General features: G+C 70.3%; 16 protein-coding genes. 8 read left to right on the forward strand and 8 right to left on the reverse strand.

The window, feature by feature from the left end:
- Window positions 1-274: 274 nt before the first annotated feature.
- Complete coding sequence (locus ACQF4J_RS43105) at window positions 275-1,216, reverse strand: LysR family transcriptional regulator (RefSeq protein WP_351582142.1); 942 nt, start codon at window positions 1,214-1,216, stop codon at window positions 275-277.
- A 71-nt stretch (window positions 1,217-1,287) separates the two neighbouring features.
- Here ACQF4J_RS43105 and ACQF4J_RS43110 point away from each other — a divergent pair, with 71 nt between their 5' ends.
- Both ACQF4J_RS43110 and ACQF4J_RS43115 read left to right on the forward strand, forming a co-directional pair.
- Window positions 1,288-2,175: an SDR family NAD(P)-dependent oxidoreductase gene (locus ACQF4J_RS43110; protein WP_427168226.1), complete on the forward strand. Its 888-nt coding sequence runs from the start codon at window positions 1,288-1,290 to the stop codon at window positions 2,173-2,175.
- 286 nt (window positions 2,176-2,461) lie between these two features.
- Window positions 2,462-3,301, forward strand: a complete 840-nt coding sequence (locus tag ACQF4J_RS43115) for a SigB/SigF/SigG family RNA polymerase sigma factor (protein ID WP_351582139.1) — start codon at window positions 2,462-2,464, stop codon at window positions 3,299-3,301.
- Window positions 3,302-3,434: 133 nt separating this feature from the next.
- Here the strand turns inward: ACQF4J_RS43115 and ACQF4J_RS43120 are convergent, their stop codons facing one another.
- Both ACQF4J_RS43120 and ACQF4J_RS43125 read right to left on the reverse strand, forming a co-directional pair.
- On the reverse strand, window positions 3,435-3,935 hold the full coding sequence (locus ACQF4J_RS43120) for a GNAT family N-acetyltransferase (protein ID WP_351582137.1): 501 nt from the start codon (window positions 3,933-3,935) through the stop codon (window positions 3,435-3,437).
- A gap of 22 nt (window positions 3,936-3,957) precedes the next feature.
- On the reverse strand, window positions 3,958-4,653 hold the full coding sequence (locus ACQF4J_RS43125) for a hypothetical protein (protein WP_351582135.1): 696 nt from the start codon (window positions 4,651-4,653) through the stop codon (window positions 3,958-3,960).
- A gap of 442 nt (window positions 4,654-5,095) precedes the next feature.
- Between ACQF4J_RS43125 and ACQF4J_RS43130 the strand changes: the two genes are divergently transcribed.
- Both ACQF4J_RS43130 and ACQF4J_RS43135 read left to right on the forward strand, forming a co-directional pair.
- On the forward strand, window positions 5,096-6,877 hold the full coding sequence (locus ACQF4J_RS43130) for a sensor histidine kinase (protein ID WP_351582133.1): 1,782 nt from the start codon (window positions 5,096-5,098) through the stop codon (window positions 6,875-6,877).
- Window positions 6,868-7,542, forward strand: a complete 675-nt coding sequence (locus ACQF4J_RS43135; protein ID WP_351582131.1) for a response regulator transcription factor — start codon at window positions 6,868-6,870, stop codon at window positions 7,540-7,542. The genes ACQF4J_RS43130 and ACQF4J_RS43135 overlap by 10 nt, the downstream gene beginning before the upstream one ends.
- A gap of 48 nt (window positions 7,543-7,590) precedes the next feature.
- On the opposite strand, the gene ACQF4J_RS43140 is transcribed toward ACQF4J_RS43135, so the two are convergent.
- The gene (locus ACQF4J_RS43140; RefSeq protein WP_427168227.1) at window positions 7,591-8,031 is read right to left on the reverse strand and encodes a VOC family protein; all 441 of its coding nucleotides are present in this window, start codon (window positions 8,029-8,031) and stop codon (window positions 7,591-7,593) included.
- Between the two features lie 413 nt (window positions 8,032-8,444).
- Here ACQF4J_RS43140 and ACQF4J_RS43145 point away from each other — a divergent pair, with 413 nt between their 5' ends.
- Together ACQF4J_RS43145 and ACQF4J_RS43150 are read left to right on the forward strand one after the other, a co-directional pair.
- Window positions 8,445-11,789, forward strand: a complete 3,345-nt coding sequence (locus ACQF4J_RS43145) for a lectin (RefSeq protein WP_427168228.1) — start codon at window positions 8,445-8,447, stop codon at window positions 11,787-11,789.
- Window positions 11,790-11,994: 205 nt separating this feature from the next.
- Window positions 11,995-14,634 (forward strand): glycosyl hydrolase, encoded by a 2,640-nt coding sequence (locus tag ACQF4J_RS43150; RefSeq protein WP_427168229.1) that lies wholly within the window; start codon window positions 11,995-11,997, stop codon window positions 14,632-14,634.
- Between the two features lie 72 nt (window positions 14,635-14,706).
- On the opposite strand, the gene ACQF4J_RS43155 is transcribed toward ACQF4J_RS43150, so the two are convergent.
- The 3 genes from ACQF4J_RS43155 to ACQF4J_RS43165 form a co-directional block, all read right to left on the reverse strand.
- On the reverse strand, window positions 14,707-15,480 hold the full coding sequence (locus ACQF4J_RS43155) for a 2,3-bisphosphoglycerate-dependent phosphoglycerate mutase (RefSeq protein ID WP_351804884.1): 774 nt from the start codon (window positions 15,478-15,480) through the stop codon (window positions 14,707-14,709).
- Window positions 15,477-15,974, reverse strand: a complete 498-nt coding sequence (locus ACQF4J_RS43160) for an inorganic diphosphatase (RefSeq protein WP_351577334.1) — start codon at window positions 15,972-15,974, stop codon at window positions 15,477-15,479. The genes ACQF4J_RS43155 and ACQF4J_RS43160 overlap by 4 nt, the downstream gene beginning before the upstream one ends.
- A gap of 119 nt (window positions 15,975-16,093) precedes the next feature.
- A complete protein-coding gene (locus ACQF4J_RS43165; RefSeq protein ID WP_427168230.1) occupies window positions 16,094-17,005 on the reverse strand; it encodes a phosphorothioated DNA-binding restriction endonuclease in 912 nt (303 codons plus the stop codon).
- A gap of 59 nt (window positions 17,006-17,064) precedes the next feature.
- On the opposite strand from ACQF4J_RS43165, the gene ACQF4J_RS43170 reads away from it, so the two are divergent.
- Both ACQF4J_RS43170 and ACQF4J_RS43175 read left to right on the forward strand, forming a co-directional pair.
- A complete protein-coding gene (locus ACQF4J_RS43170; protein ID WP_351577341.1) occupies window positions 17,065-17,565 on the forward strand; it encodes a universal stress protein in 501 nt (166 codons plus the stop codon).
- Between the two features lie 158 nt (window positions 17,566-17,723).
- Entirely contained in the window at window positions 17,724-21,011 is a 3,288-nt protein-coding gene (locus tag ACQF4J_RS43175) for a TIM-barrel domain-containing protein (RefSeq protein WP_427168231.1), read from the forward strand.
- 44 nt (window positions 21,012-21,055) lie between these two features.
- Here the strand turns inward: ACQF4J_RS43175 and ACQF4J_RS43180 are convergent, their stop codons facing one another.
- Entirely contained in the window at window positions 21,056-21,841 is a 786-nt protein-coding gene (locus ACQF4J_RS43180; RefSeq protein ID WP_427168232.1) for a helix-turn-helix domain-containing protein, read from the reverse strand.
- Window positions 21,842-21,878 lie beyond the last annotated feature (37 nt).

The raw sequence follows: 21,878 nt of genomic DNA on the forward strand, positions 1-21,878 counted from the left end.
GACGCCGGGCGCCTGAACCGAAGTGTCTGACGCCGGGCGCTTGAACCGAAGTGTCTGACACGGACGCTTGAACCGAAGTGTCTGGCGCCGGGCGCCTGAACCGAAGTGTCTGGCGCCGGGCGCCTGAACCGAAGTGTCTGACGCCGGGCGCTTGAACCGAAGTGTCTGACACGGACGCTTGAACCGAAGTGCCTGGCGCCGGGCGCCTGAACCGAGGTGCCTGGCGCCGGGCGCCTGAACCGAAGCCCTCTGCATCGTGCTGCCCGCGGTGTCGTCACGACGGCGGCGAGTGCGGCCCCGGGGTGTCGGCGTCGAGGGCCGCCGCACGGATCGCGGCCGCCACCCGGCCGCTCGGATCGGTCGGCGGGTGAGGGAGGCGCGCCAGCAACAGACGCCGCTGTTCCTGGGGGCCGCCGCGGACGGGCAGGACTCGGACACCCGGTGGCGCGACGGAGGCCAGCCCGGCGGGCACGGTGGTCAGTCCGCAGCCCGCGGCGACCAACTGCAGCTTGGCGAGCCAGTCGCGGACGGTGTGCGCGATCTCGGGCCGCTCGTCGAGCCCCGGCCACACGCCCATCAGCTTGTCCTCCCCCGACGCGGAACCGGTGATCCACCGCTGACCGCGCAGATCGCTCACGTCGACGAAGTCGCCACGGGCCAGGGGATGGGTGGCGGGCACCGCCAGGCAGAGGGCGCGTTCGGTGAGTGTCTGCAGAGCCAGCGGAGGCGACTCGGCGTCCGGCGGCCGGAACGGCGGCGCGGAGGCGAGCAGCGCGAGGTCGAGGCTGCCGGCCCGCAGAGCGCGCACCAGCGCCGGGGTGCTGCCCTCCCGGCCGACGACCTGAAGTCCGGGGTCCGTGCGGCGCAGGGCGGCCAGGGCGCGGGGTACCAGCACGGCACCGGCGCTGGGGAACCAGCCGAGGCGGACGGTGCCGCCCTGCCCGGGCAGGCCGGACAGCTCGCGCGCGGTCGCGTCGATCTCGTCCAGCACGACCGTCGCACGGCGCATGACGACACGGCCGGCCGACGTGAGTCGTACGCCGTCCCGCCGCCGCTGCAGCAACTCGGCGCCCGCGGCCCGCTCGATCGCGGCGATCTGGCGGGACACCGCGGACTGGGTGTAGCCGAGCGAGACGGCGGCCGCGGTGAAGGTCCCCTGCTCGGCGACCGCACGGAAGACACGCAGCGCGGTCAGCGACACATCCCTGAAGTCCATGACGTTTACGCATACCACGTGTGCCGAAGTTTCGTTGGACTCATGGACGTGGCGTTCCTAGCGTTGCCGGCATGAAGACTTCGCGCCTCGCCCTCGTCACGGGCGCCAACCAGGGACTCGGCCGCGCTCTCGTCGAGGGGCTGGCGGCCCGCATGAACCCGGACGACCTGGTCCTGCTCACGGGCCGCAGTCGGCAGCGGGTGACGGAGGCCGCCCACGAGGTGGCCCAGCTGCCCGGCACCCGGGCCCGTGTCGAGGGCCGGGTCCTGGACGTCACCGACACCGACGCTGTGGCCCGCCTCGCCGAGGAGGTCCGGTCCCGCCACGGAGGGATCGACGTCGTGATCTCCAACGCGGTCGCCCGCGTGCTGCCCGAGGAGTCGCAGGCGGCGCGGGCGGACGAGTTCATCGACGTCTCCAACACCGCCACGCACGCGATCCTGCGCTCCTTCGGCCCCGTCCTGCGGCCGGGCGGCCGACTGCTGGTCGTGGCCAGCAGCCTGGGCACCCTCGGCCACCTCGACTCACGGCTGCACCACCTGTTCGACGGGGCCGACCTGGAGCAGGTCGAGTACGCGGTCGAGTCGTGGCGCAGCGCCATTCACCACAGGACCGCCCAGGAAGCGGGCTGGCCGGTGTGGGTGAACGTGCCCTCGAAGGTCGCTCAGGTCGCCGCAGTCCGCGCCCTCGCCGCCGAACGCCGTGACGGCGACCTCGACACCGGCACCCTGATCGCCGCCGTGTGCCCCGGCATGGTCGACACCGCCACCTCCCGCCCCTGGTTCAGCGACTACAGCCAGGCCCAGTCACCGGCCCGGGCCGCGGCCGCGGTGCTCGACCTGGTCTTCGCCGAGCACGTCGACCCCGCCCTGTACGGCGAGCTCGTCCGCTTCGGCACGGCCCTCGACTGGCACGAGGGCACACCGCTGGTGGAACAGGACCGCCTGCTCACACCGTGAGCGCCGCCCGACCGCGCCGCCGCACGGGGCTGATGCGACCGGTCGCGTCTCGGCCAAGAGGAGGCTGGCACAGAAGGGGGTGCAAATGTCTCATGAGCCCCTAAATAATGCTAGATCGTGGCCAGTTCGAAGGTGGAGCGGGGTTGGGCCGGTGCTTGACCAGAGGGGCGATTTTCGGCCGGAGGCACGTACATGCATCCGATACTGCGTTAGACCGAGAATCGGGGGTATTCGGCAGCGCGAGCGGCTGAACGGCCGTATCGAGGACGAGGGAGAGACATTCATCATGACGGCGGCGTTGACCACGGAAGTCGGCACGGGACAGCTGTCGGAGGGCGTCGACGCCTCCCGTATCGCCCCGAAGGACGCCCGCGAGCTGACCCGTCAGTTCCTGGCGCGGCTCGCGGTCCTGGAAGAGGGAACGCAGGAGTACCAGTACGCGCGCAACACGCTGATCGAGATGAACATCTCGCTGGTGCGGTACGCGGCCGCCCGGTTCCGCAGCCGCGGACCCCAGGAGATGGAGGACATCGTCCAGGTCGGTGTGATCGGCCTGATCAAGGCGATCGACCGGTTCGAGGTGTCCCGCGAGGTGGAGTTCACCTCCTTCTCGATCCCCTACATCGTCGGCGAGATCAAGCGGTTCTTCCGTGACACCTCCTGGGCCGTCCACGTGCCGCGTCGCCTGCAGGAGGCCAGGGTCCAGCTGGCCCAGGCCACCGAGGAGCTCAGCAGCCGGCTGGGCCGCACGCCGACGGTGGCGGAGCTGTCGCAACTGATGAGCCTGTCGGAGGAGGAGGTCATCGAGGCCCGTCTGGCCTCCAACGGCTACACCTCCTCCTCGTTGGACGCCGCCATCTCCACCAGCGAGGACGGCGAGAGCGTGCTGGCGGACTTCATCGGCAACGAGGACACCGCGCTGGAACTGGTCGAGGACTTCCACTCCCTCGCGCCGCTGATCGCCGACCTCGACGAACGCGACCGGTTGATCCTCCACATGCGCTTCGTGGAGGAGCGCACGCAGGCCGAGATCGGCAAGCGCCTGAACATCTCCCAGATGCATGTCTCACGGCTGCTGAGCCGTCTGCTGGAGCGGCTGCGCGCCGGCCTGCTCACGGTGGAGTGACGCCGACGACCCAGCCGGACGCTTCCGAGCCGGTGGGCGGGGACGGTCACAGCACAGGGTGGCCGTCCCCGCCCACCGGCTCAGGGCTGCGTGTCAGGCGGTGAAGCCGCAGTCAACGGGCTTCCGCAACCGGTCATATGACGCGTTCCATGCAGATGAGCTGCTCCCTCGTGTCCCACGACTCGGAGACGGTGAAACCGAGCCGCTCGTACAGCGCCACCGCGCCCGCCCGCCAGCTCCACACCGACAACCGCACCACGCCGACGCCGCGTCCCTCGGCCTGCGCGAGGGCGGCACCGACCAGGCCGGAGGCGATGCCCAGGCCGCGGTGATCCGGGTCCGTCCAGAGCCGCTTGATCTCCGCTCGCCCGTCGACAGGGGCGGTGAGAACCAGACAGCCCACCGCGATGTCCCCGCTCAACGCCAGCAGCACGACATCGTCGACGAACGCGGCCCGCGGATCCACGACTTCGGCCCGGTAGCGGTCCGGCAACTCGTTCGCATGGGCGACGCCTTCGCCCTTCTCGGCCTGCGTCTGCAGATGGTAGGCCGCCAACAACGTCGCCGGCCCACCCTCGGGCAGAAGCCCCGGCCCCGGCCATCGAACGACGGAAACCCCGCGGTGATCAGTCATGACGCCAGCATCACACGGTGCCTCAGGTCGTCGAGACGTTGAAGCTCATGACGTTGATGGTGTTGATCGCGCGCCATTGGTCCTGGCTGTAGCCGTCCCAGTCCTTGGCCCTGCGGTCGGCGGGGAACTCGGCGGCCTGGTCGCGGCTCACAAGGACCAGAAGGTAGATCTGCCCGATCCCTTTGACGCCTGGATATCCGACAGGCCGGTTGTCGTCCTCCCAGCAGCCGGCGGATGTCGGGGTGACGGACGTGGCGGGGTAGTACCGGTTGTTGCCCGGATTTCCGAACGAGTCCTTGGTCTTGGGGTCAGGGCGTCTGATGAGGTAGAGGACCTGGCCGGCTGGGACATCGATACTCAGCTGTCCCTTGACGCTGACTTCCGGATTGCTGTCGGGGCTCACCTGCGAGAAGACCCTGGGCCTTTGGCGGCTGGCGAACAGCGTCTCGTTGTAGCGCTGCGACGGCGGCTGGACCCAGTAGTCACCGAGCCGATCGAGATCGCACGGATCATCCGTCGCCGGGCTCGAACTCGCCGAGGTGCCGGTCGGTCGTCCGGGCTGATTCAACAGCACAGGAATCGTCGCCGCCGCCACGCCGGCCAGAGCGCCGATCACGGCAATGGCGATTCTGCCCTTGAGGCCACTCCGTCCCTCGCTTTCCCCCTGCTGTTCAGGCATCGAAGTGCCCTCTGCCGTATTGGTGTTGGTGTCTGTCACTTGCATCCCCCGGATCAGATGGAATCTCCCCGGCGACAATCATTGCTTCGGGCGAGCTGCCAGGACATCAGGGACAAACCGGGGACTTCACCGGGTTTTCCCGGCGAAGAAACCCCGCCTGTCGCGCGGCTCCACGGCCCGCCGGAAAGCCAGGGATGGAACGCGTGTCTGAATGGCGGCCGGGTGTTCGAAATGAAGGGCGGTCGATCGCGGGTCATGCCACTGATCTGCCGAATTCGTCCCCCACGCGGCCGTGATCCGGGACGATATGGAAGACCGCGCGACAGCCTGTGCAGCGCTTTTCAGGGAAGCCTTGGCTGCGGGCGGCAAGAACATGGCGCCCGGAAGAGGAAGGCGGCACCGTGGAAACCCGGTGCCGGAACCCGGGATGGGACGGTGGTGCGGACCGGGCGGCGGAGTTGACCATGGGGGAGTGGCCGTCATGATTCCCAGCCGTCGCGCTACGGGCCCGGGCCGTTGGCTGACCGGGGCCCTGGCCAGAGCCTTCGTGCCGGCTCCGGTCGCCGTCGCCATCGCACTGGTCGCCGGTTGGCCCTACTTCAGCAGCCATCCGCTCGCCGCCGCCGTGACACTCCTCAGCTGTGGTGCCTTCGCGGCCGCCGGTGGTCTGCTCACCACCGCGGCGCCCAGCCGCGCGAGCGGCCTGCTGCTGTTGGCCGCCGCGCTGGCCTGGGCGGTGAACTGGTCCGCCAGCTGGGACCGGGGCGTATGGCCCCTGGTCTCCGCCTTCGCGCAGGCCACCTTCTACCTCGTGGTCGGCCTCTCGGTCCTGATCTACCCCGCAGGCCGGCTCACCGCCGCCGTCGACCGGGCGTGGGCGGTGCAGGCCATCCTGATCCTGTGGGGCGGCCAGGTCGTCATCTGCACCACCTCACGCCCGGAATGGTCGGGCTTCCGCCCCGGGACGTTATGGCTCACGGTGACGGCCCGCAGGGAGGTCTTCCACCAGGTGCTGCAGGTGATGACCGTCCTGTACCTGCTGTTGGCCGCCAGTCTGGCCCTGGCGCTACTTCTGCGGCTGCCACGCATGGGGCGGCTCGACCGAGCCCTTGCCGTGCCCGTGATGGTGGCCATCGCCTTCGTCGGGATCTCCGCCGCCATCACCGAGCAGTCCGTCATGGAAGACGTCATTCAACTGCCCCAACTGCTGCACCTCTACGTCATCCAGGGCGCCTTCTCGCTCGCCGTCCCCGCCGCTCTCCTGGCCACGGCACTGCGCAGCCGCTTCAGGGAACTGACCGCGGCTGCCCGCATCCTGCACCTGACCAGCTACCCGTCCGTGGAACGCGTGCAAAGCGCCCTGCGCGACGTCCTGCACGACGCCACTTTGCAGGTGTGGTTCTGGATCCCCCCGCACCAGGTCTACGCCGACGACGCGGGCCGTCCTCTCGACCTGCGGGCCGGGGTGCTGCAGGACGCCGCTGCGGGCCGATGGCGCAGGACGGTCACCACGGCCGACGGGCCGCCCCTGGCCGTCGTCGACTGCGCCATCGGTCTGCAGGCGCACGCCTCGCTGGTCGACGCCGCCCTCGTAGCGGCCGGCCGCGCCATCGAGACAGCACAGCTCCAGGCCGTGGTCCAAGCACAGTTGGAGCAGGTCCGCTCAGCCCAAGAGCGCCTTGTGCGCGCCGAAGCCGCCGAACGCGAGCGACTGGCCCGCGACCTGCACGACGGCGCCCAGCAACGCCTGCTCGCCCTCGGTGTGAACCTGGGAATCCTCGAGAACACCGTCGGCGACCCCGCCCTGCGTCCCCAACTGCGCGAATGTCGCCTGGAACTGCTCGAGTGCCTGAGCGACCTGCGTGCCCTTGCCCGTGGGATCCACCCCGCCGTCCTGGTGCAGGAGGGCATCGCGGCCGCCCTCGAGCCGGTCGCCGAACGGCTCGGCATCCGCGTCCACCTGCACGCCACGCGCCGCCGCTTTCCCCGCGATGTGGAGTCCACCATGTACTTCGCGCTGTGCGAAGCCCTTTCCAATGTCGTCAAACATGCCCAGGCCACCGAGATACGCATCCACGTCACCGACGACACCACTCACCTCACCGGTGTCGTCCGCGACAACGGCACCGGTGGTGCCTGTGCCGATCCGGGCGGGGGACTGGCCGGCATCACCGACCGGGTCGGAGCCCTGCGTGGGCGCATAGAGCTCTCCAGCCCGGCGGGCGCGGGCACCATCGTCAAGGTGGTACTGCCGTGCGCGTAGCCATCGCCGAAGACAGTGGCATCTTCCGTCAGGCCCTGGTCACGTTGCTGGCCACGGCCGGCATGGACGTCATCGCCTCCGCGCCCACAGGCAGTGAACTGATCACCCGGATCAGCAGCGACCCGCCCGACGTGGTCCTGCTCGACCTCCACATGCCGCCTACGTACACCAATGAGGGCGTTCTGGCCGCCCGGCACATCAAGCAGACCCATCCCGGCGTCGGCGTGCTGGTTCTGTCCGCGCACAACGAGACGCCTCAGGCCATGGCTCTGTTCGGGGAACGCGCGCAGGGGCTGGGCTACCTCCTCAAGGACCATGTCACCGACGTCGACAACCTGCGCTCCGCCCTGGAGCGCGTACACCGCGGTGAAACCGTCATCGACCCCCTGGTCGTCGCCCGCCTGGTCGACTCACGCCAGCGCAGCAACGAGTTGCAGGCGCTGTCCGAGCGGGAGAAGGACGTGCTGGCCCTCATGGCAGAAGGCCATTCGAACGTCGGCATCGGCTGTCGTCTGCATCTCAGCCACCGCACCGTGGAGGACCACGTCCGGGCCATCTTCACCAAACTCGGCATCAACGACTCCCGTGAGAGCGAGCGCCGAGGGCAGGACAACAAGAGGGTCCTCGCGGTGCTCGCCTGGCTTCGCTCCACCGGGCCGGCCTGAGGGGGCCGAGTCGCAGCAGGCGAGGCCGGCGACCGTAACCGGCGTCCTTCAGCCGAGCTCCTCCGCCAGTCCGACGACGATGTCCTCGGGGCCGCGGACGTAGCAGAGCCGGTAGATGTTCTCGTACTGCACGATGTCGCCGACGAGTTCGGCGCCGTGGGACCGTAGGCGGTCGACGACGTCCTCGATGTCGTCGACGGCGAACATGACGCGGCGAAGGCCGAGCGTGTTCGCGGGTGCGTGCTTCGGCTCGGGGGTGATGGCCTTCGGCCGGTGGAACCTCGCCAGCTCCACGCGGCCGTGGCCGTTCGGGACGCGCAGCATCGCGATGTCCTGCCGGACGTCCTGGAGGCCGATGACCCGTTCCGCCCCGGGCCAGTCGAGTGGACCCCTGCCCTCGAGCGCCATGCCCAGTTCGACGAAGAACGCGATGACCGCGTCCATGTCGTCGACGACGATGAGGACGTTGTCCATCCGCTGGATCGCCATGTCGAGTCTCCTTCGCGTGGCACGGCCACAGTAGCCTCCGGCCTCACCGCCGTCGTCGCGGCTCTCGTCGGCACGGCGGGTCCGTGTCGCGCAAGGCCCCTTCCCGCGCCGAGAGTTGGGAAGGCAGCCGGCCTCCGCTCGGATCGATTGCAAAGAACTTCTTACCCAGAAAGCTCCGTACGCCTCGTTGACACGCCATCAGCACTGGCGTTTCACTCGACACTTGTCCATGGCAACGTTGTCAGGCCGCCGGCGAGGCGGCCCGGGACCGTTGCCTTCGGCCGGTGCTCCGTGGTTCTCGGGGCGCCGGCAGTTGATGTGCGAAGCACGAACTGCCGCGGAGGCGACCGATGGTGAGACCCCGACGTTCAGCCGCACAACGCAACCGAAAGAGACTCCGTCAACGCCTGGCCGTGGTCTGCGTCCTGGGCATGGCCGCCCTGCCGCTCACGACGGCGGGCAGCGCCCAGGCCGCGGGCACCAGCACGCCCACCCTGGTGAAGGACCCCGCGTCCCTCGTCAACCCGCTCATCGGCACGTCAGGTGCCGTGGACACCTTCCCCGGACCCGACATGCCGGCCGGCATGGTGCAGTGGGGCCCCGACACGACCCCCCACCGGCCTGACGGCGGCGGCTACGAATACAAGGACAACAAGATCTCCGGCTTCGGCCTCACCCATGTCTCGGGACCCGGATGCCCCGTCGCGGGCGACCTGCCCGTCCTGCCGGTGACCGGTGCGTTGTCGGGCAGTCTCGGCGACACCTCCGTCGCCTTCAGCCACGCCGACGAGCAGTCGGGCATCGGGTACTACAAGGTCACCGACGCCGGCGGTGTCAAGACCGAGTTGACCGACACCACTCGCGCCGGCCTGGGCCGCTTCACCTTCCCGACCGGCCGGCAGGCGAATCTGTTGTTCAAGCTCAGCGGCGGGGCCACGCAGGTGGACGGAACCCGGGTCCAGGTGGTGAACGACCACGAGATCAGCGGTGCGATCGACAGCGGTCACTTCTGCGGGGCGAGCAACAGGTACACGCTGCACTTCGACGTCAAGTTCGATCAGCCGTTCACCGCGAGCGGCACCTGGGTCGGCGGGACCATCAACCCGGACGCCAAGTCGCTCAAGGCGGGCAAGGTGCAGGCCGCCCCCGAGGCGTCCAAGCCGGCGCCCCGGAAGGAGAAGCACTTCACCGTTCCGGCGAGGCCGGCCCCGACGATCCACGGCAGTGGTGACAAGGCCTCGGGCACGCCGTCCCCCGCGCCGAGCGCAGGCGCCGTACACCAGTCCTCCGCCAAGGCCGCCCAGCCGCCCACGACGGGCGCCAACGGCATGTACCTCACCTTCGACACCTCCTCCACCCCCACGGTGAACGCGAAGGTCGGCATCTCCTACACGAGTGACGCCAACGCCGCGGCCAACCTCGCGACCGAGATCAAGAAGTGGGACTTCGACGGCGTCCGGCAGGCCAACCACGACGCCTGGAACGCCGTATTGAAGAGGGTCCGTGTCGGCGGCGGCACCTCCGACCAGCAGACGCAGTTCTACACGGCGCTCTACCACGCCCTGCTGCACCCCAACGTCTTCTCGGACGCCAACGGGCAGTACATGGGCATGGACAATCAGGTCCACAAGCTGGCGAAGGGCCAGCAGGCCCAGTACGCCAACTACTCCGGCTGGGACACCTACCGCTCCCAGACCCAGCTGATGGCGATGGTCGAGCCGAAGGTGGCCGCTGACGTCGTCACCTCGATGCTCAACGGGTACGACCAGACCGGCCTGCTGCCCAAGTGGGCCTCGAACAACGGCGAGAGCTACGTGATGGTCGGTGACCCGGCCGCCGGCATCATCGCCGGCGCGTACGCCTTCGGCGCGACGGACTTCGACACCGGCAAGGCGCTCGCCGCCCTCCAGCACGAGGCCACCGCCCCGAACAACGACCGCCCCGGCGAGTCCGTACGCGACGCCAAGGGCTACCTCCCGCTCGACGAGAACGACTACGGCTGCTGCAACTTCTACGGCCCCGTCTCCACCCAACTCGAGTACGACTCCGCCGACTACGCCCTCGCCGCCTTCGCGAAATCGCTGGGCAAGACGGACGTGTACGAGAAGTTCGCCGCCCGCGCACAGGACTGGATGAACGTCTTCAATCCGCAGACCGGGTACCTCCAGGCCAGGAACAAGGACGGCCAGTTCGCGAACGGCTTCACCCCCGGCACCTCCAACGGCTTCGTGGAGGGCACCTCGGCCCAGTACACGCCCATGGTCCCCTTCAACCTCCAGCAGCTCATCCAGGCCCGGGGCGGCGCCAAGGCGTACTCGTCCTACCTGGACAGCCTGCTCGACGACATCACCCACCCGGGCAACACCGACGCCGACCTGAGCAACGAACCCAGCGTCGAGATCCCCTGGGAGTACGACTACACCGGGCAGCCGTGGAAGACCCAGGCGGCCGTCCGCGCCGCCCAGCAGGACCTGTACTTCAACGCCCCGGTCGGTTCCTTCGGCAACGACGACCTCGGCGCGATGAGTTCCTGGTACGTCTGGTCCGAGCTCGGCATGTATCCCGAGACCCCGGGCGCCGACACCCTCGTGCTGGGCAGTCCGGTGTTCCCGGTGGCCCAGGTGACCCTCGGTGGTGGCAAGACGGTGCGGATCAACGCGCCGCAGGCGGCGACCGACGCGCCCTACGTGCAGTCGCTCGACGTCAAGGGCAAGGCATGGAACGCCTCGTGGCTGACGTACCGGCAACTGAAGGGGGCCGGCAGCCTCGACTTCACGCTCGGCGCCCAGCCCAACACCTCGTGGGCGTCCGGCCCGTCGGCGGTGCCGCCGTCGGACACCACGGGCGGCGGCCGGGTGCTGGCCGCCACCGGTCCGTCGAGCGACGGCCTGGTGCTCGAGCCCGGCGCGTCCGGTGACGCCACACTCGACGTGACCAACCTCGGCAGCAAGGCGGTCACGGTCGACTGGAAGGCCACGGCGCCCTCGGGCGTCACGCTGGACACCTCGTCCGGCTCGCTGACGGTGCCCGCCTCGGGCAGCGCCGAGGCGAAGGTGAAGGTGACGGTGGGCACGAGCGAGGGGACCTCTCCGGTCACCTTCGCCCTGTCCGACCACGGCACCGGCGCGGCGCTTGGCGGGGCGAGCCTCCGCGTGGCCGTGGCCAAGGCCGGTGCGCTGTGGCCGTACGACACCAACGAGGGCATCTACCCCGACGGTGCCACCTTCTCGGGCGGCTTCGACAACGGCGGCTGGGCGTTCTCGCAGAACGCGCTGGCGGCGGCGGGCGTCACCAGCGGCTCGACCGTCACGGCCGACGGCATCTCCTACGAGTGGCCGAAGGTGACGGCCGGTCAGCTGGACAACCTGGAGATGGCCGGCCAGACCATCCGGGTGCCGGCCGGCACATCGGGCGCGTCGCTGGGCCTGCTGGGCGCGGCGACCAACGCGCCGACCGACGGCAGCGGAGTGTCGGGAACGGTGACCGTCACCTACACCGACGGCACCACCGCCAAGGCGACGGTCGGCTTCTCCGACTGGACCCTCAACGGTGGATCCAGCAAGCCGCTCCCGGCGAACACGACGGCCGTCACGACCGGCTACCGGGACACCGGTGACGGTGGCCGGAACAACGTCAAGACGTACGTCTTCGCGACGAAGGTTCCGCTGGACGCGTCCAAGCAGGTGGCATCGATCACCCTGCCGGTGACGGGCTCCACGGGCACCGACCACCTGTTCGCCTACGGCTTCGGACAGTAGGGGCCGCCGGCACCGGTCGACGCGTGAGCGGTGCACGTCCGCCGAGAGGCGGGCGTGCACCGCGCCCGGTCCTCCTGTCACGAGAGGGCGGATCACCATGCAGTGACAGGTTCTGGTCAAAGATCCGCCAAGCCGTCGTGCGCGCCCCCACTTCCATGATCGGGTCTCAGCCGACGGCTTTTCGATGTCCGTTTGGGAGGACCTGGTGCCAGCACCAACCCGTAGAAGACGATGGCTCACGATCTGCGCCATCACTGCATCCGCCGGCCTCGTCGCGATACCCGCGGGCGCCGCGCCAGGCGGAAACGGCAACCCCTTCGGGGTCCGTGCGCTCGACCGGCTCGCCGCGCAACGCGCGCACGCGGTGGGGACGATGAGTCCGAAGGCGAAGGCCGAGGACGGGGACGGCGGCAACGAGGCGGACGAGATCGCCGAGGGCGCCGACCAGTACGCCGAGGCCCGCACCTCGCCGGGCATCGTCGCCCCCGGCGCGTACGGTGCCGCATGGACCAGCCTCACCAAGCTGCCGAGCACCGGCGGCAGTTGGCGCGACATCACCGGCCTGCCATACAACTCAGACGACTCCCGCTACCGGGACATCGACTCCAACTCCAGCGGCGGCTCGGGCAATGTCACCGGCCGTATGGCGGCGATGGCCGCCGACGACGACGGATACGTGTACGCGGGCAGCGCCGGCGGTGGCGTATGGCGCTCCAAGCGGGGCGGCGGGAACTGGAAGCCCATCAGTGACAAGCTTCCCTCCCAGTCGACCGGCGCGCTCGCCCTGGACGGCGCCGGGCGGCTGTGGCTGGGTACGGGCGAGGCGAACACCAACGCCGACGCCTACCTCGGCAGCGGTGTCTACGCCCTCTCCCACCCGCACCACGGCACCTTCTCCGTCCGCGGCCGGGTCGGCGGCGACGAACTGGAGTCGACGACCATCCGCCAACTCCGGTTCGGCGGCGGCAAGGTGTGGGCCGCGACCAGCGAGGGCGTGTGGAGCCACTCCACGAAGAAGCTGACCGGCGCCTGGAAGCTTGAGTTCGCTCCCAACCCCGACTACCTGCCGGGCGGTTCGAAGGCGGACGACGACTCGGCCGCGTACAAGAACATCACCAACGACATCGCCATCGATCCCAAGGACCCCTCGAAGGTGATCCTCGCGGTCGGCTGGCGCAGCGGCGACGACTACAACGGCTTCTACACCCGGGACGCCAAGGGCACCTGGACGCGGATCACCAGCGGCTTCGGCGACCTGCCGACCGACGCGGACAACGTCGGCACGGTCACCTTCGCCCACGCCTCCGACGGCTCCCGCTACTACGCCATCGACCAGTCGCCCGAGCAGATGGCGTCCAACCCGGACAGCGGCCTTGAGGGCATCTACAGCGCCGCCTCGCCGTTCGGACCCTGGACGAAGGTCGCCGACTACAAGCAACTGGCCGCCGACGGCTCGGCGTTGACCTCCAGCGGCTACATGCCGGGCGTGCAGGCCTGGTACAACCAGTTCCTGACCGTGGACCCGGCGAACCCCAAGCACGTGTACGCGGGCCTGGAGGAGGTCTACGAGTCCAAGGACGGCGGCGCCACCTGGTCGACCGTCGGACCGTACTGGAACTTCGGCTTCTCCTGCTGGAAAATCGACCCGGCCGAACAGACCGGTGACTGCAACCAGACCACCCACTCCGACCAGCACGGCGTCGCCATCGGCCGCTACCACGGCAAGAGCTTCGTGTACGTCGGCAACGACGGCGGCGCCTACCGCCGCCCCGTCGACGGCTCCCAGGACGCCTCCGGCCACGCCACCGACTGGACCTCCCTCAACGACGGCACCATCGACGCCCTGCAGTACTACTCGGTCGGCGTCGGCAAGGACCTCGAACACGGCGGCGTCTCCGTCACCGGCGGCCTGCAGGACAACGGCCAGTCCGTCCTGCGGAGCAACGACACGGTGATGGGCTCCAACTTCGGCGGCGACGGCGGCGACACGCTCACCGACCCTGCCAACGGCTGCAACATGGCAGAGGAGTACGTCTACCTCGCCGTCCAGATCACCCAGAACTGCGCAGTCAATGACGGCAGTTGGACCACCGACCCCGCCAAGGCGACCTCGTACAACGTCGCCCCCGCCGACAACGCCACCAGCGAGGCCCGCTTCATCGCCCCGCTCGCGGCGGACATGAAGGACAGCGACACCTGGGTCGCGGGCGGCCGGCACATCTGGGTGCAGACCCACGGCTACGCCATCCGCAGCGGCTCCGAGTGGAAGAGCGTCCACGACTTCGGCGCCGGGCGCACCGCCACCGCCGTCGCCGCCTCGGGCGGCAAGGTGTACGCGGCCTGGTGCGGCCCCTGCAACAACCAGGGCTTCGCCCGCGGCATCTCCGTCGGCAACGCGGACGGCACCGGCTGGCACGACATCACCCTGCCGGCCGAGGGGACCGTACCCAACCGCTACCTCAGCGGCTTCGCCGTCGACCCGAAGAACGCCGACCACGTCTTCCTCGCCGTCAACGGCTTCTCCCGGCACTGGACCGAGGGCCCCGGCGCCGGCGTCGGCCACGTCTTCGAGTCCACCGACGGCGGCAGCACCTGGAAGGATGTCTCGGCCGACCTCCCCGACGTGCCGACAAACTCGGCGGTCGTCCTGCCGAACGGCGGCCTCGCCGTCGCCACCGACCTCGGCGTCGTCTACCGCGCGCCGGGCCACACCCGGTGGCAGCGCGTGGGCTCGCTCCCGGCCGTCGCCGTGCTCCAGCTGAAGCTGAGCCCTGACGGCCGCACTCTGTACGCGGCCTCCCACGGTCGCGGCATCCGCACCATCAAGGTGCGCGACTGCGACTGACCTCGCGGGCGTCATGGGGGAGCGGTGACCCGTCTTCGGGTCACCGCTCCTCGGCGTACGGGGCCGCCGTCGTCAGGTGTGGCCCTCTGCGGCGACCGCGGCCGCGGCGGCGTGGGCCCGGTCCGGGGCGAGGTAGGAACCACCGGGGGACAGGGGCCGCAGTCCGGGGTCGAGGCGGTAGACGAGCGGTTCCGCGGTGGGAATGTTGAGTGCGCGGACGGCCGGTTCGCCGAGCCGGTCCAGCAGAGTGACGAGGGCGCGCAGGGAATTGCCGTGAGCGGCGACCAGAAGCGTGGCACCGTGGGCGAGCCCGGGCGCGAGGACGTCGCTCCAGTACGGCTTCACCCGGGCGAGGAGGTCGGCGAAGCTCTCGACGGGCGGGATGGCCTCGCCCGGCAGGGCGGCATAGCGCGGATCGGCCCGCAGCAGGGCCAGCCGGTCCTCGGACAGCGGCGGCGGAACGGCGTGCAGGGAGCGGCGCCAGCGCTCGTAGCGCTCGGCGCCGGCGTCCTGCCGCATCCGCCGCTTGCTCTGTCCGGTCAGGGCGCCGTACTGACGTTCGTTGAGCCGCCAGGTGCGCCGCACCGGTATCCAGGCGCGGTCGAGGCGGTCGGTGACGATCTGCGCGGTGCGGATGGAGCGGTGCAGGAGCGATGTGTGCACCATGTCCGGCAGGAGGCCGGCCTCGGCGATCAACCGGGCCGCGTCGGCGGCCTGTTCCGCGCCGTGCGGGCTGAGCCGGTAGTCCGCCCAACCGCCGAAGACACCGGCGGCGTTGGCCTCGCTCTGTCCGTGCCGCAGCAGGATCAGGGTGCCGGGAGACGGCGGGCCGGAGGGGCGGCTCACGTGCGCTCGGCCGGTGGTTGCGCGGCGCGTTCGCGGGAGGCGTCGATCTCCGCGTACGCCTGCTCGCGGCCCTCCCAGTGGGATCCCTCGACGTCCTTGCCGGGTTCGAGGTCCTTGTAGACCTCGAAGAAGTGGGTGATCTCCCGCCGGTCGAACTCGGGGATGTCGGTGATGTCCTGCACGTCGGCGTAGCGGGGGTCGTGGGCGGGGACGCACAACACCTTCTCGTCCGGCCCGTGTTCGTCCTTCATCACGAACATGCCCACGGCCCGGCACTCGATGGTGCAGCCCGGGAAGGTGGGGTCGCCGGTCAGCACGAGGGCGTCGAGCGGCTCGCCGTCGCCGCCGAGGGTGCCGTCGATGTAGCCGTAGTCGGCCGGGTACTGCGTGGACGTGAACAGCATGCGGTCCAGGCGGATGCGGTGCAGGGTGTGGTCCATCTCGTACTTGTTGCGCGAACCCTGCGGGATCTCCACGGTCACATCGAACTCCACGTCGGTCTCCTCGTCTTGTCGGTGCCGCCGCCCATCCTCCTCTTCGGTTACCCGCATGTCCGCTCCCGTGAGCGACGCCGGCGTTCTTCGACGGCTGGGTGTATTGATCACGAGCGTTGTTAACGCGGGCCGGTGGACCCCTGGACCGCGGCCGATCGTGGTGAGCCCTTGAACACCTGCGCGAAGTGCCAGGCGCGATGCCAGTCGGCGACCGAGGGCGCACCCGGCTGCGGGCCGAGGAGTGGACGGCCCGCGAGAGCGGTGACGTGGGCGTGGGCGGCGGGACTGTGGCCGACGAAGCGCTGAGAGACGAGGATGCGGTGGCCGTCGCCCACGCCGAGGACACCCTTGTCGAAGAGCTTGTGGTGCAGCGAGCACAGGCACACTCCGTTGTCCACGTCGTCCGGGCCGTCGAACGCCCACCAGCGCACGTGCGCGGCCTCCAGCCCGACGGGTACGGTGCCGATGCGGCCGTCGTATCCGCAGAACGCGCACCGGTACTCGTACGCGGTCAGCACCCGCTCGCGCATGCGCCGGTCCCGCTGTCCGCGCACGGTCGACGCCCGCGCCGTCTCCGTCAACTCCGGTTCCAGGCCGACCGCTTCGCACAGATCATCGTGCAGGGAGGGAGGGAAGTGCAGGTCGAGCAGCAGCCGCGCCATCCTGCCCAGCAACGATGGGTCGCGCCGCAGATCCGCTCTGAGGTCCGGCGCCAGCCGTCCGGCGGCACCGGTCTCCCGGAGGTCCCGCACACCGCTTCCGGGGCTGCCGGGCCCGCGGTCGGTCCGCACCTCCCACACACCGTCGCTGACCAGATGGTGGAAGGGGTAGGCGGGCGAGGTCCTGTGAGGAGGGCCGAACTCGGTCAGCAGCCGCTGCAGGTCCTCCTCCACCGCGGTGTAGGCCAGTGCGCCGTCGGCGTCGTGCTGGAAACGCCCGAGGGCATACAGCAGAAGGAGGGGTTTGTGCGGGGCGCGGGTGCCGCTTCTGGTCCATTGCCTGAGCTTGGCGGTGCGCTCGAGCCAGTCCATGACGGATGATCGTAGTGAGGTTCGTGTTCCATGGCCGAGCTGTGAGGGAGACTGACTGAATGGCCGTTGTCGTCTGGGTCGTCGAGGGCACCTGGCCCGCGTGTGTGGACGCCGCGCGTCGGCACGCCGCGGCGGACGCCGACGTCGTACTGCTGCACGTCACCCCGTCCGACCTGCCGGAGGTGGCGCACGGCGCCTTCGCCGGGCTGCTCGGCCGAGGCCACCGCGAACGTGATCCGGGCACCCGCGTCGAACACCTCGCCGCCGCCTCCGCCGAGGAGCTCCTGCGGGCCGCCGCCGAGCGCCTCGACCGGCCCTGCACCCCCACCGAGCGGACCGGACGCGTCGAACGCGAGGTCGTCGCCGCGGCCGAGGACGCGGACCTGCTGATCCTCGCCCGCGACGGCGACCGCAGCCACCTGGGTCCGCACAGCCTCGGCCCGGCCAGCCGCTTCGTCGTCGACCACGCGCCCTGCCCCGTCCTCCTGGTCTGGCCCGAACCCGCACCCGGCCTGGCCACCATCCCGCCCCCGCCGCCGCATCCCCCACACCACCGGTAGCCCCTGGACGCCGCGAATCGTTTCCCCTGCACGGGCATCCGCGATGACAACGTTGTGCAGCCCCTTATCGACACCCTTGCCCAGGACGTACTCTCACGCCACTCGTGTAGTTCCAACGACCCAGGAACGAGGCAGCGTTGCAGGGAAGGGGAGTTGACATGACAGCCGTATCCACGAGGCGACGGCTCAGATCCGTACGGCGGCGGCTCGGCGGGGCCGCGGCCCTGGCGGTCGCCGCCGCAACGGCGTTGACGGGGGCGGGACCCGCGTCGGCAGGCGGCTCGCACACCGCCCGCATTCCCACGGTCACGTCGGGGGACGCGCGGTTCGAGATCCTCTCGCCGACGCTGATCCGTACCGAGTACGCCGGGGACGGCAAGTTCACCGATGCCCGGACGTTCAACGCCATCGGCCGCGACGGCTTCACCCCGGCCGCTTACACGGCCACGACGTCCGGCGGCTGGCTGACCATCAAGACGAGTGCGCTGACCCTGCGCTACCAGGTCGGCTCGGGACCGTTCGACGCCCGCAACCTCTCGCTCCGCCTCGCGGCGGGCGACGCGCCGGTGACCGCCGCCCCCTGGCAGCGGCTGACCTGCGCGGTCGGCGCGCTGTGCGAGGCGGAGAACCTGCAACTGAACGGTCTCTCCGTGGCCTCGGACCATGCCGGCCACACCGGCACCGGCTTCGCCGCGGGATTCGAGGGCACCGGCGGCTCGGCCTCCGCTGACATCGATGTCAAGACCTCCGGCGCCTACGATTTCGCCCTGCGCTACGCCAACTCCCGTGGCGGAGACGGCCAGACCCGCACCCGCACACTCACCCTCACGGTGGACGGCGGCGCCCCACAGACCGTCACCCTTCCGACCACGGCCGACTGGGACACCTGGAACCTGGCCACCGCGAGCCTCGACCTCGGCGCGGGCCACCACACGATCGCTCTGACCCGCACCGCCTCGGACAGCGGTGACGTCAACGTCGACAGCGTCGCGCTGGTCCGCCCCGGCGCCTCCTACCCGCCGGTCTCCAGCACGGCGATCACCGACTGCCCCGTGGACACGAGCTGCGAGGCGGAAGCCGGGCGGATCGGCGGCACCGCCGTCACCGCCACCGACCACACGGGATACGCCGGCAACGGGTTCGTCGCGGAGCTCAACAAGGGATCGAGCCTGACGACCCACCTGGTCGGCGTCCCGGCCGACGGCACCTACACCCTGCGCGTGCGCTACGCCAATGGCACCGGGAGCGACGGCCTCCACCAGACCCGTACCGCCTCCGTCACCTCCGGCGGTACCACCGCAGCCCTGTCCCTGCCCGCGACGGCCGACTGGGACGACTGGCAGACCGCCTCGGTCCCCATAGCCCTGAAGGCGGGCGAGGACGATGTCACGCTCGACTGTCCGGAAACCGCGAGCTGCCATGTCAACCTCGACACCCTCTCGGTGGCCGCACCGCGGCACTCCGCGCCGGCGCCCCACCTCGCGCTCGGCGGCTACCGTCGTGGGCTGGACGGCGTGAACGGCGACAACCGCACCCCGGTCACCACCCCCGGACTGCTTCACCGGGACGGCTGGTACCTCCTGGACGACACCCCGTCGGCGCTCTACGACACCGCGTCGAAGAAGGCCACCCCCCGGCCCTCGCACGGCGGCGCGCCCTACCAGGACGGTTACGTCTTCGCCTACGGACACGACTACAAGCAGGCACTCACCGACCTCGCCACCCTGACCGGACCGCCGCAGCTGCTGCCGCAATGGGCGTACGGCGTGTGGTACTCGGAGTACATCGACCGCACCGCGGCGGACTACGAGAACAAGATCCTCCCGGCGTTCCGGTCCGAACACGTGCCGCTGGACGTCCTGGTGACCGACACCGACTTCAAGGCCGTGAACGACTGGAGCGGTTGGGAGATGGACCGGGGCCGCTTCCCCGACCCGAAGGGCTTCTTCGACTGGTCCGCCGCGCAGGGCCTGCACAACACGCTCAACGTGCACCCCAGCATCCTGGCGTCCGACCCCCAGTTCGCCCAGGCGCAGGCAACGGCCAAGGGCAAGCTGACCAAGGGCGGTTGCGCCGCGGCCGCCTCCGTCGAGGACAACTGCTACACCTTCGACTTCGGCGACCCGGACCAGCTCAAGGCATACCTGGACCTGCACCGGACCATGGACGACCAGGGCAACGACTTCTGGTGGCTCGACTGGTGCTGCGACGCCTCCCAGTCGTCGCAGGAGGGCGTCACCCCGGACGCCTGGATCAACCAGCAGTACGCCGACCTCACCGGCGAGACGCTCGGCCGCGGCTTCGTCCTCTCCCGGGCGTACGGCTCGCTGCAGGCCGGCGGGTACAGCGGCCAGCAGGCGCTGCCGACCGGACCGTGGGCGGACAAGCGCACCACCGTCCACTTCACCGGCGACACCGCCTCCACCTGGGGCACGCTGAGATTCGAGGTCGGCTACACGCCGGGGGAGTCCGCCGCGACCGGGATGGCGGCCATCACGCACGACATCGGCGGGCACAACGACACCACGGGGCTGACCGGTTCGGAGACGTACACCGACGGCGGGCAGACCCGCACCACGCACAAGCTCCCCGACGACCTGTACGCGCGCTGGGTGCAGTTCGGCACCTTCCAGCCCATCGACCGGCTGCACAGCAACCACAGCGACCGGCTGCCCTGGCAGTACGGCACCCAGGCGCGCGACTCGGCCGACAGGTTCCTCAACCTCCGCGAGAACCTGGTGCCTTACACGTACGGCCTGGCCGAGGAGGCAAACCGGACCGGCGTGCCGATCGTCCGCCCCACCTACCTGGAGTATCCGGCCGAGGCGCGGGCCTACGAGACGGCCGGCCGCGAGTACTTCTACGGCGCCGACGTCCTGGTCGCCCCGGTGACGACACCGGGCACGACGGCGACCACCACGGTGTGGTTCCCGCCCGGCCGGTGGACCGACTACTTCACCGGCAAGACCTACCAGGGCGGCACCACCCAGGACATCACCACCGGCCTGGACACCATGCCGGTGTTCCTCAAGGCAGGCGCCATCCTGCCGACCCGCACCCATGACGTCACCGACAACGACCGCAACCCGCTCACCGACGTCACCCTGACCGTGGCCCCCGGCGCGTCAGGCTCGTACCGTCTGTACGAGGACGACGGAACCACCCTGCGGAAGGGACACACCGCCACGACAACCGTCCGCTACGGCCACAAGGGCCGGCGCCAGACCGTGTCGATCTCCCCCACGACGGGCGTCTTCCACGGCCAGGCGAAGAGCCGCCAGTGGACCCTGTCCCTGCTCGGAACGGCCCACGCGCCCACCAAGGTCACCGCGACCGGTGTCCGCCTGACCCCGCGCGACTACCACTGGAACAGCTCCACCGGCACACTCACGATCACCCTCCCCGAGCGCTCCGTCCACAGCCCGATCACGGTCGCCTTCCAGTAGCCGACCGGGCGGTGACGACGAGATCGTCGCCGCCCTCGCCCGGCTCACAGAAGCCGGGCGAGGGCGGCCTCGGAGGGGCTTCCTGGGGCTGCCTGGTAGGCGATGACGACCTGCTGTTCGGCGCCGCCGACCGTGAGCGCCTGCCGTCGTAGAGCGAGCTCACCGACGACCGGGTGGACGAACCGCTTGAGTTCGTCGCGGGAGGGACGTGCGTCGTGCCGGGCCCACAGGCGGCGGAAGTCCTCGCTGTCCTCCAACTCGGCGATGAGTGACCGGGTCGCGGGGTCGTGCGGGTCGGCCTCGGCGCGCAGGGCCGCGGCGGTCTGCGCGGCGATGTCGGGCCAGTCCGGGAGGAGTTGGCGGATCAGCGGATCGAAGAACATGTCGAGGGCCAGGTTGTGCCCGGGCTCGTACATGGAGGCGAGGGCGCGGGCCATCTTGTTCGCGGCCAGTACGTCGAAGCGGCGGTTGCGTACGTAGGCGGGCGCGCCGGTCCAGGCATCCAGCAACCGGTGCACGTCAGCGGTGACCTCGGTCTCCGGGGGCCGTACCGGGCGCGGGTCGGCGAGCGCGAACAGGTGCGCGGTGGTGTCGGCGTCCAGGTCCAGCGCCCGCGCGAGCGCCCCCAGCACCTGGGGTGACGGGTGCCGGTCGACGCCCTGCTCCAGCCGGGTCAGGTACGGCTCACTGATCCCGGCCAGCCGCGCCAGCTCCTCCCGGCGCAGTCCCGGGACGCGGCGGCGGCCGCTGTCGGGCAGGTCGGAGCGGGAGTGCGGGACCCGTCCCCGCCGGGCCTTGAGGAACTCACCCAGGACGTTGTCGCTCGCCATGGTCTCGAAGGGTAACCCTCCGGGGGTGCTGGCTGCG

It is taken from the genome of Streptomyces sp. C1-1 (genome assembly GCF_050214755.1).
In the GTDB taxonomy this organism is placed as follows: Bacteria; Actinomycetota; Actinomycetes; order Streptomycetales; family Streptomycetaceae; genus Streptomyces.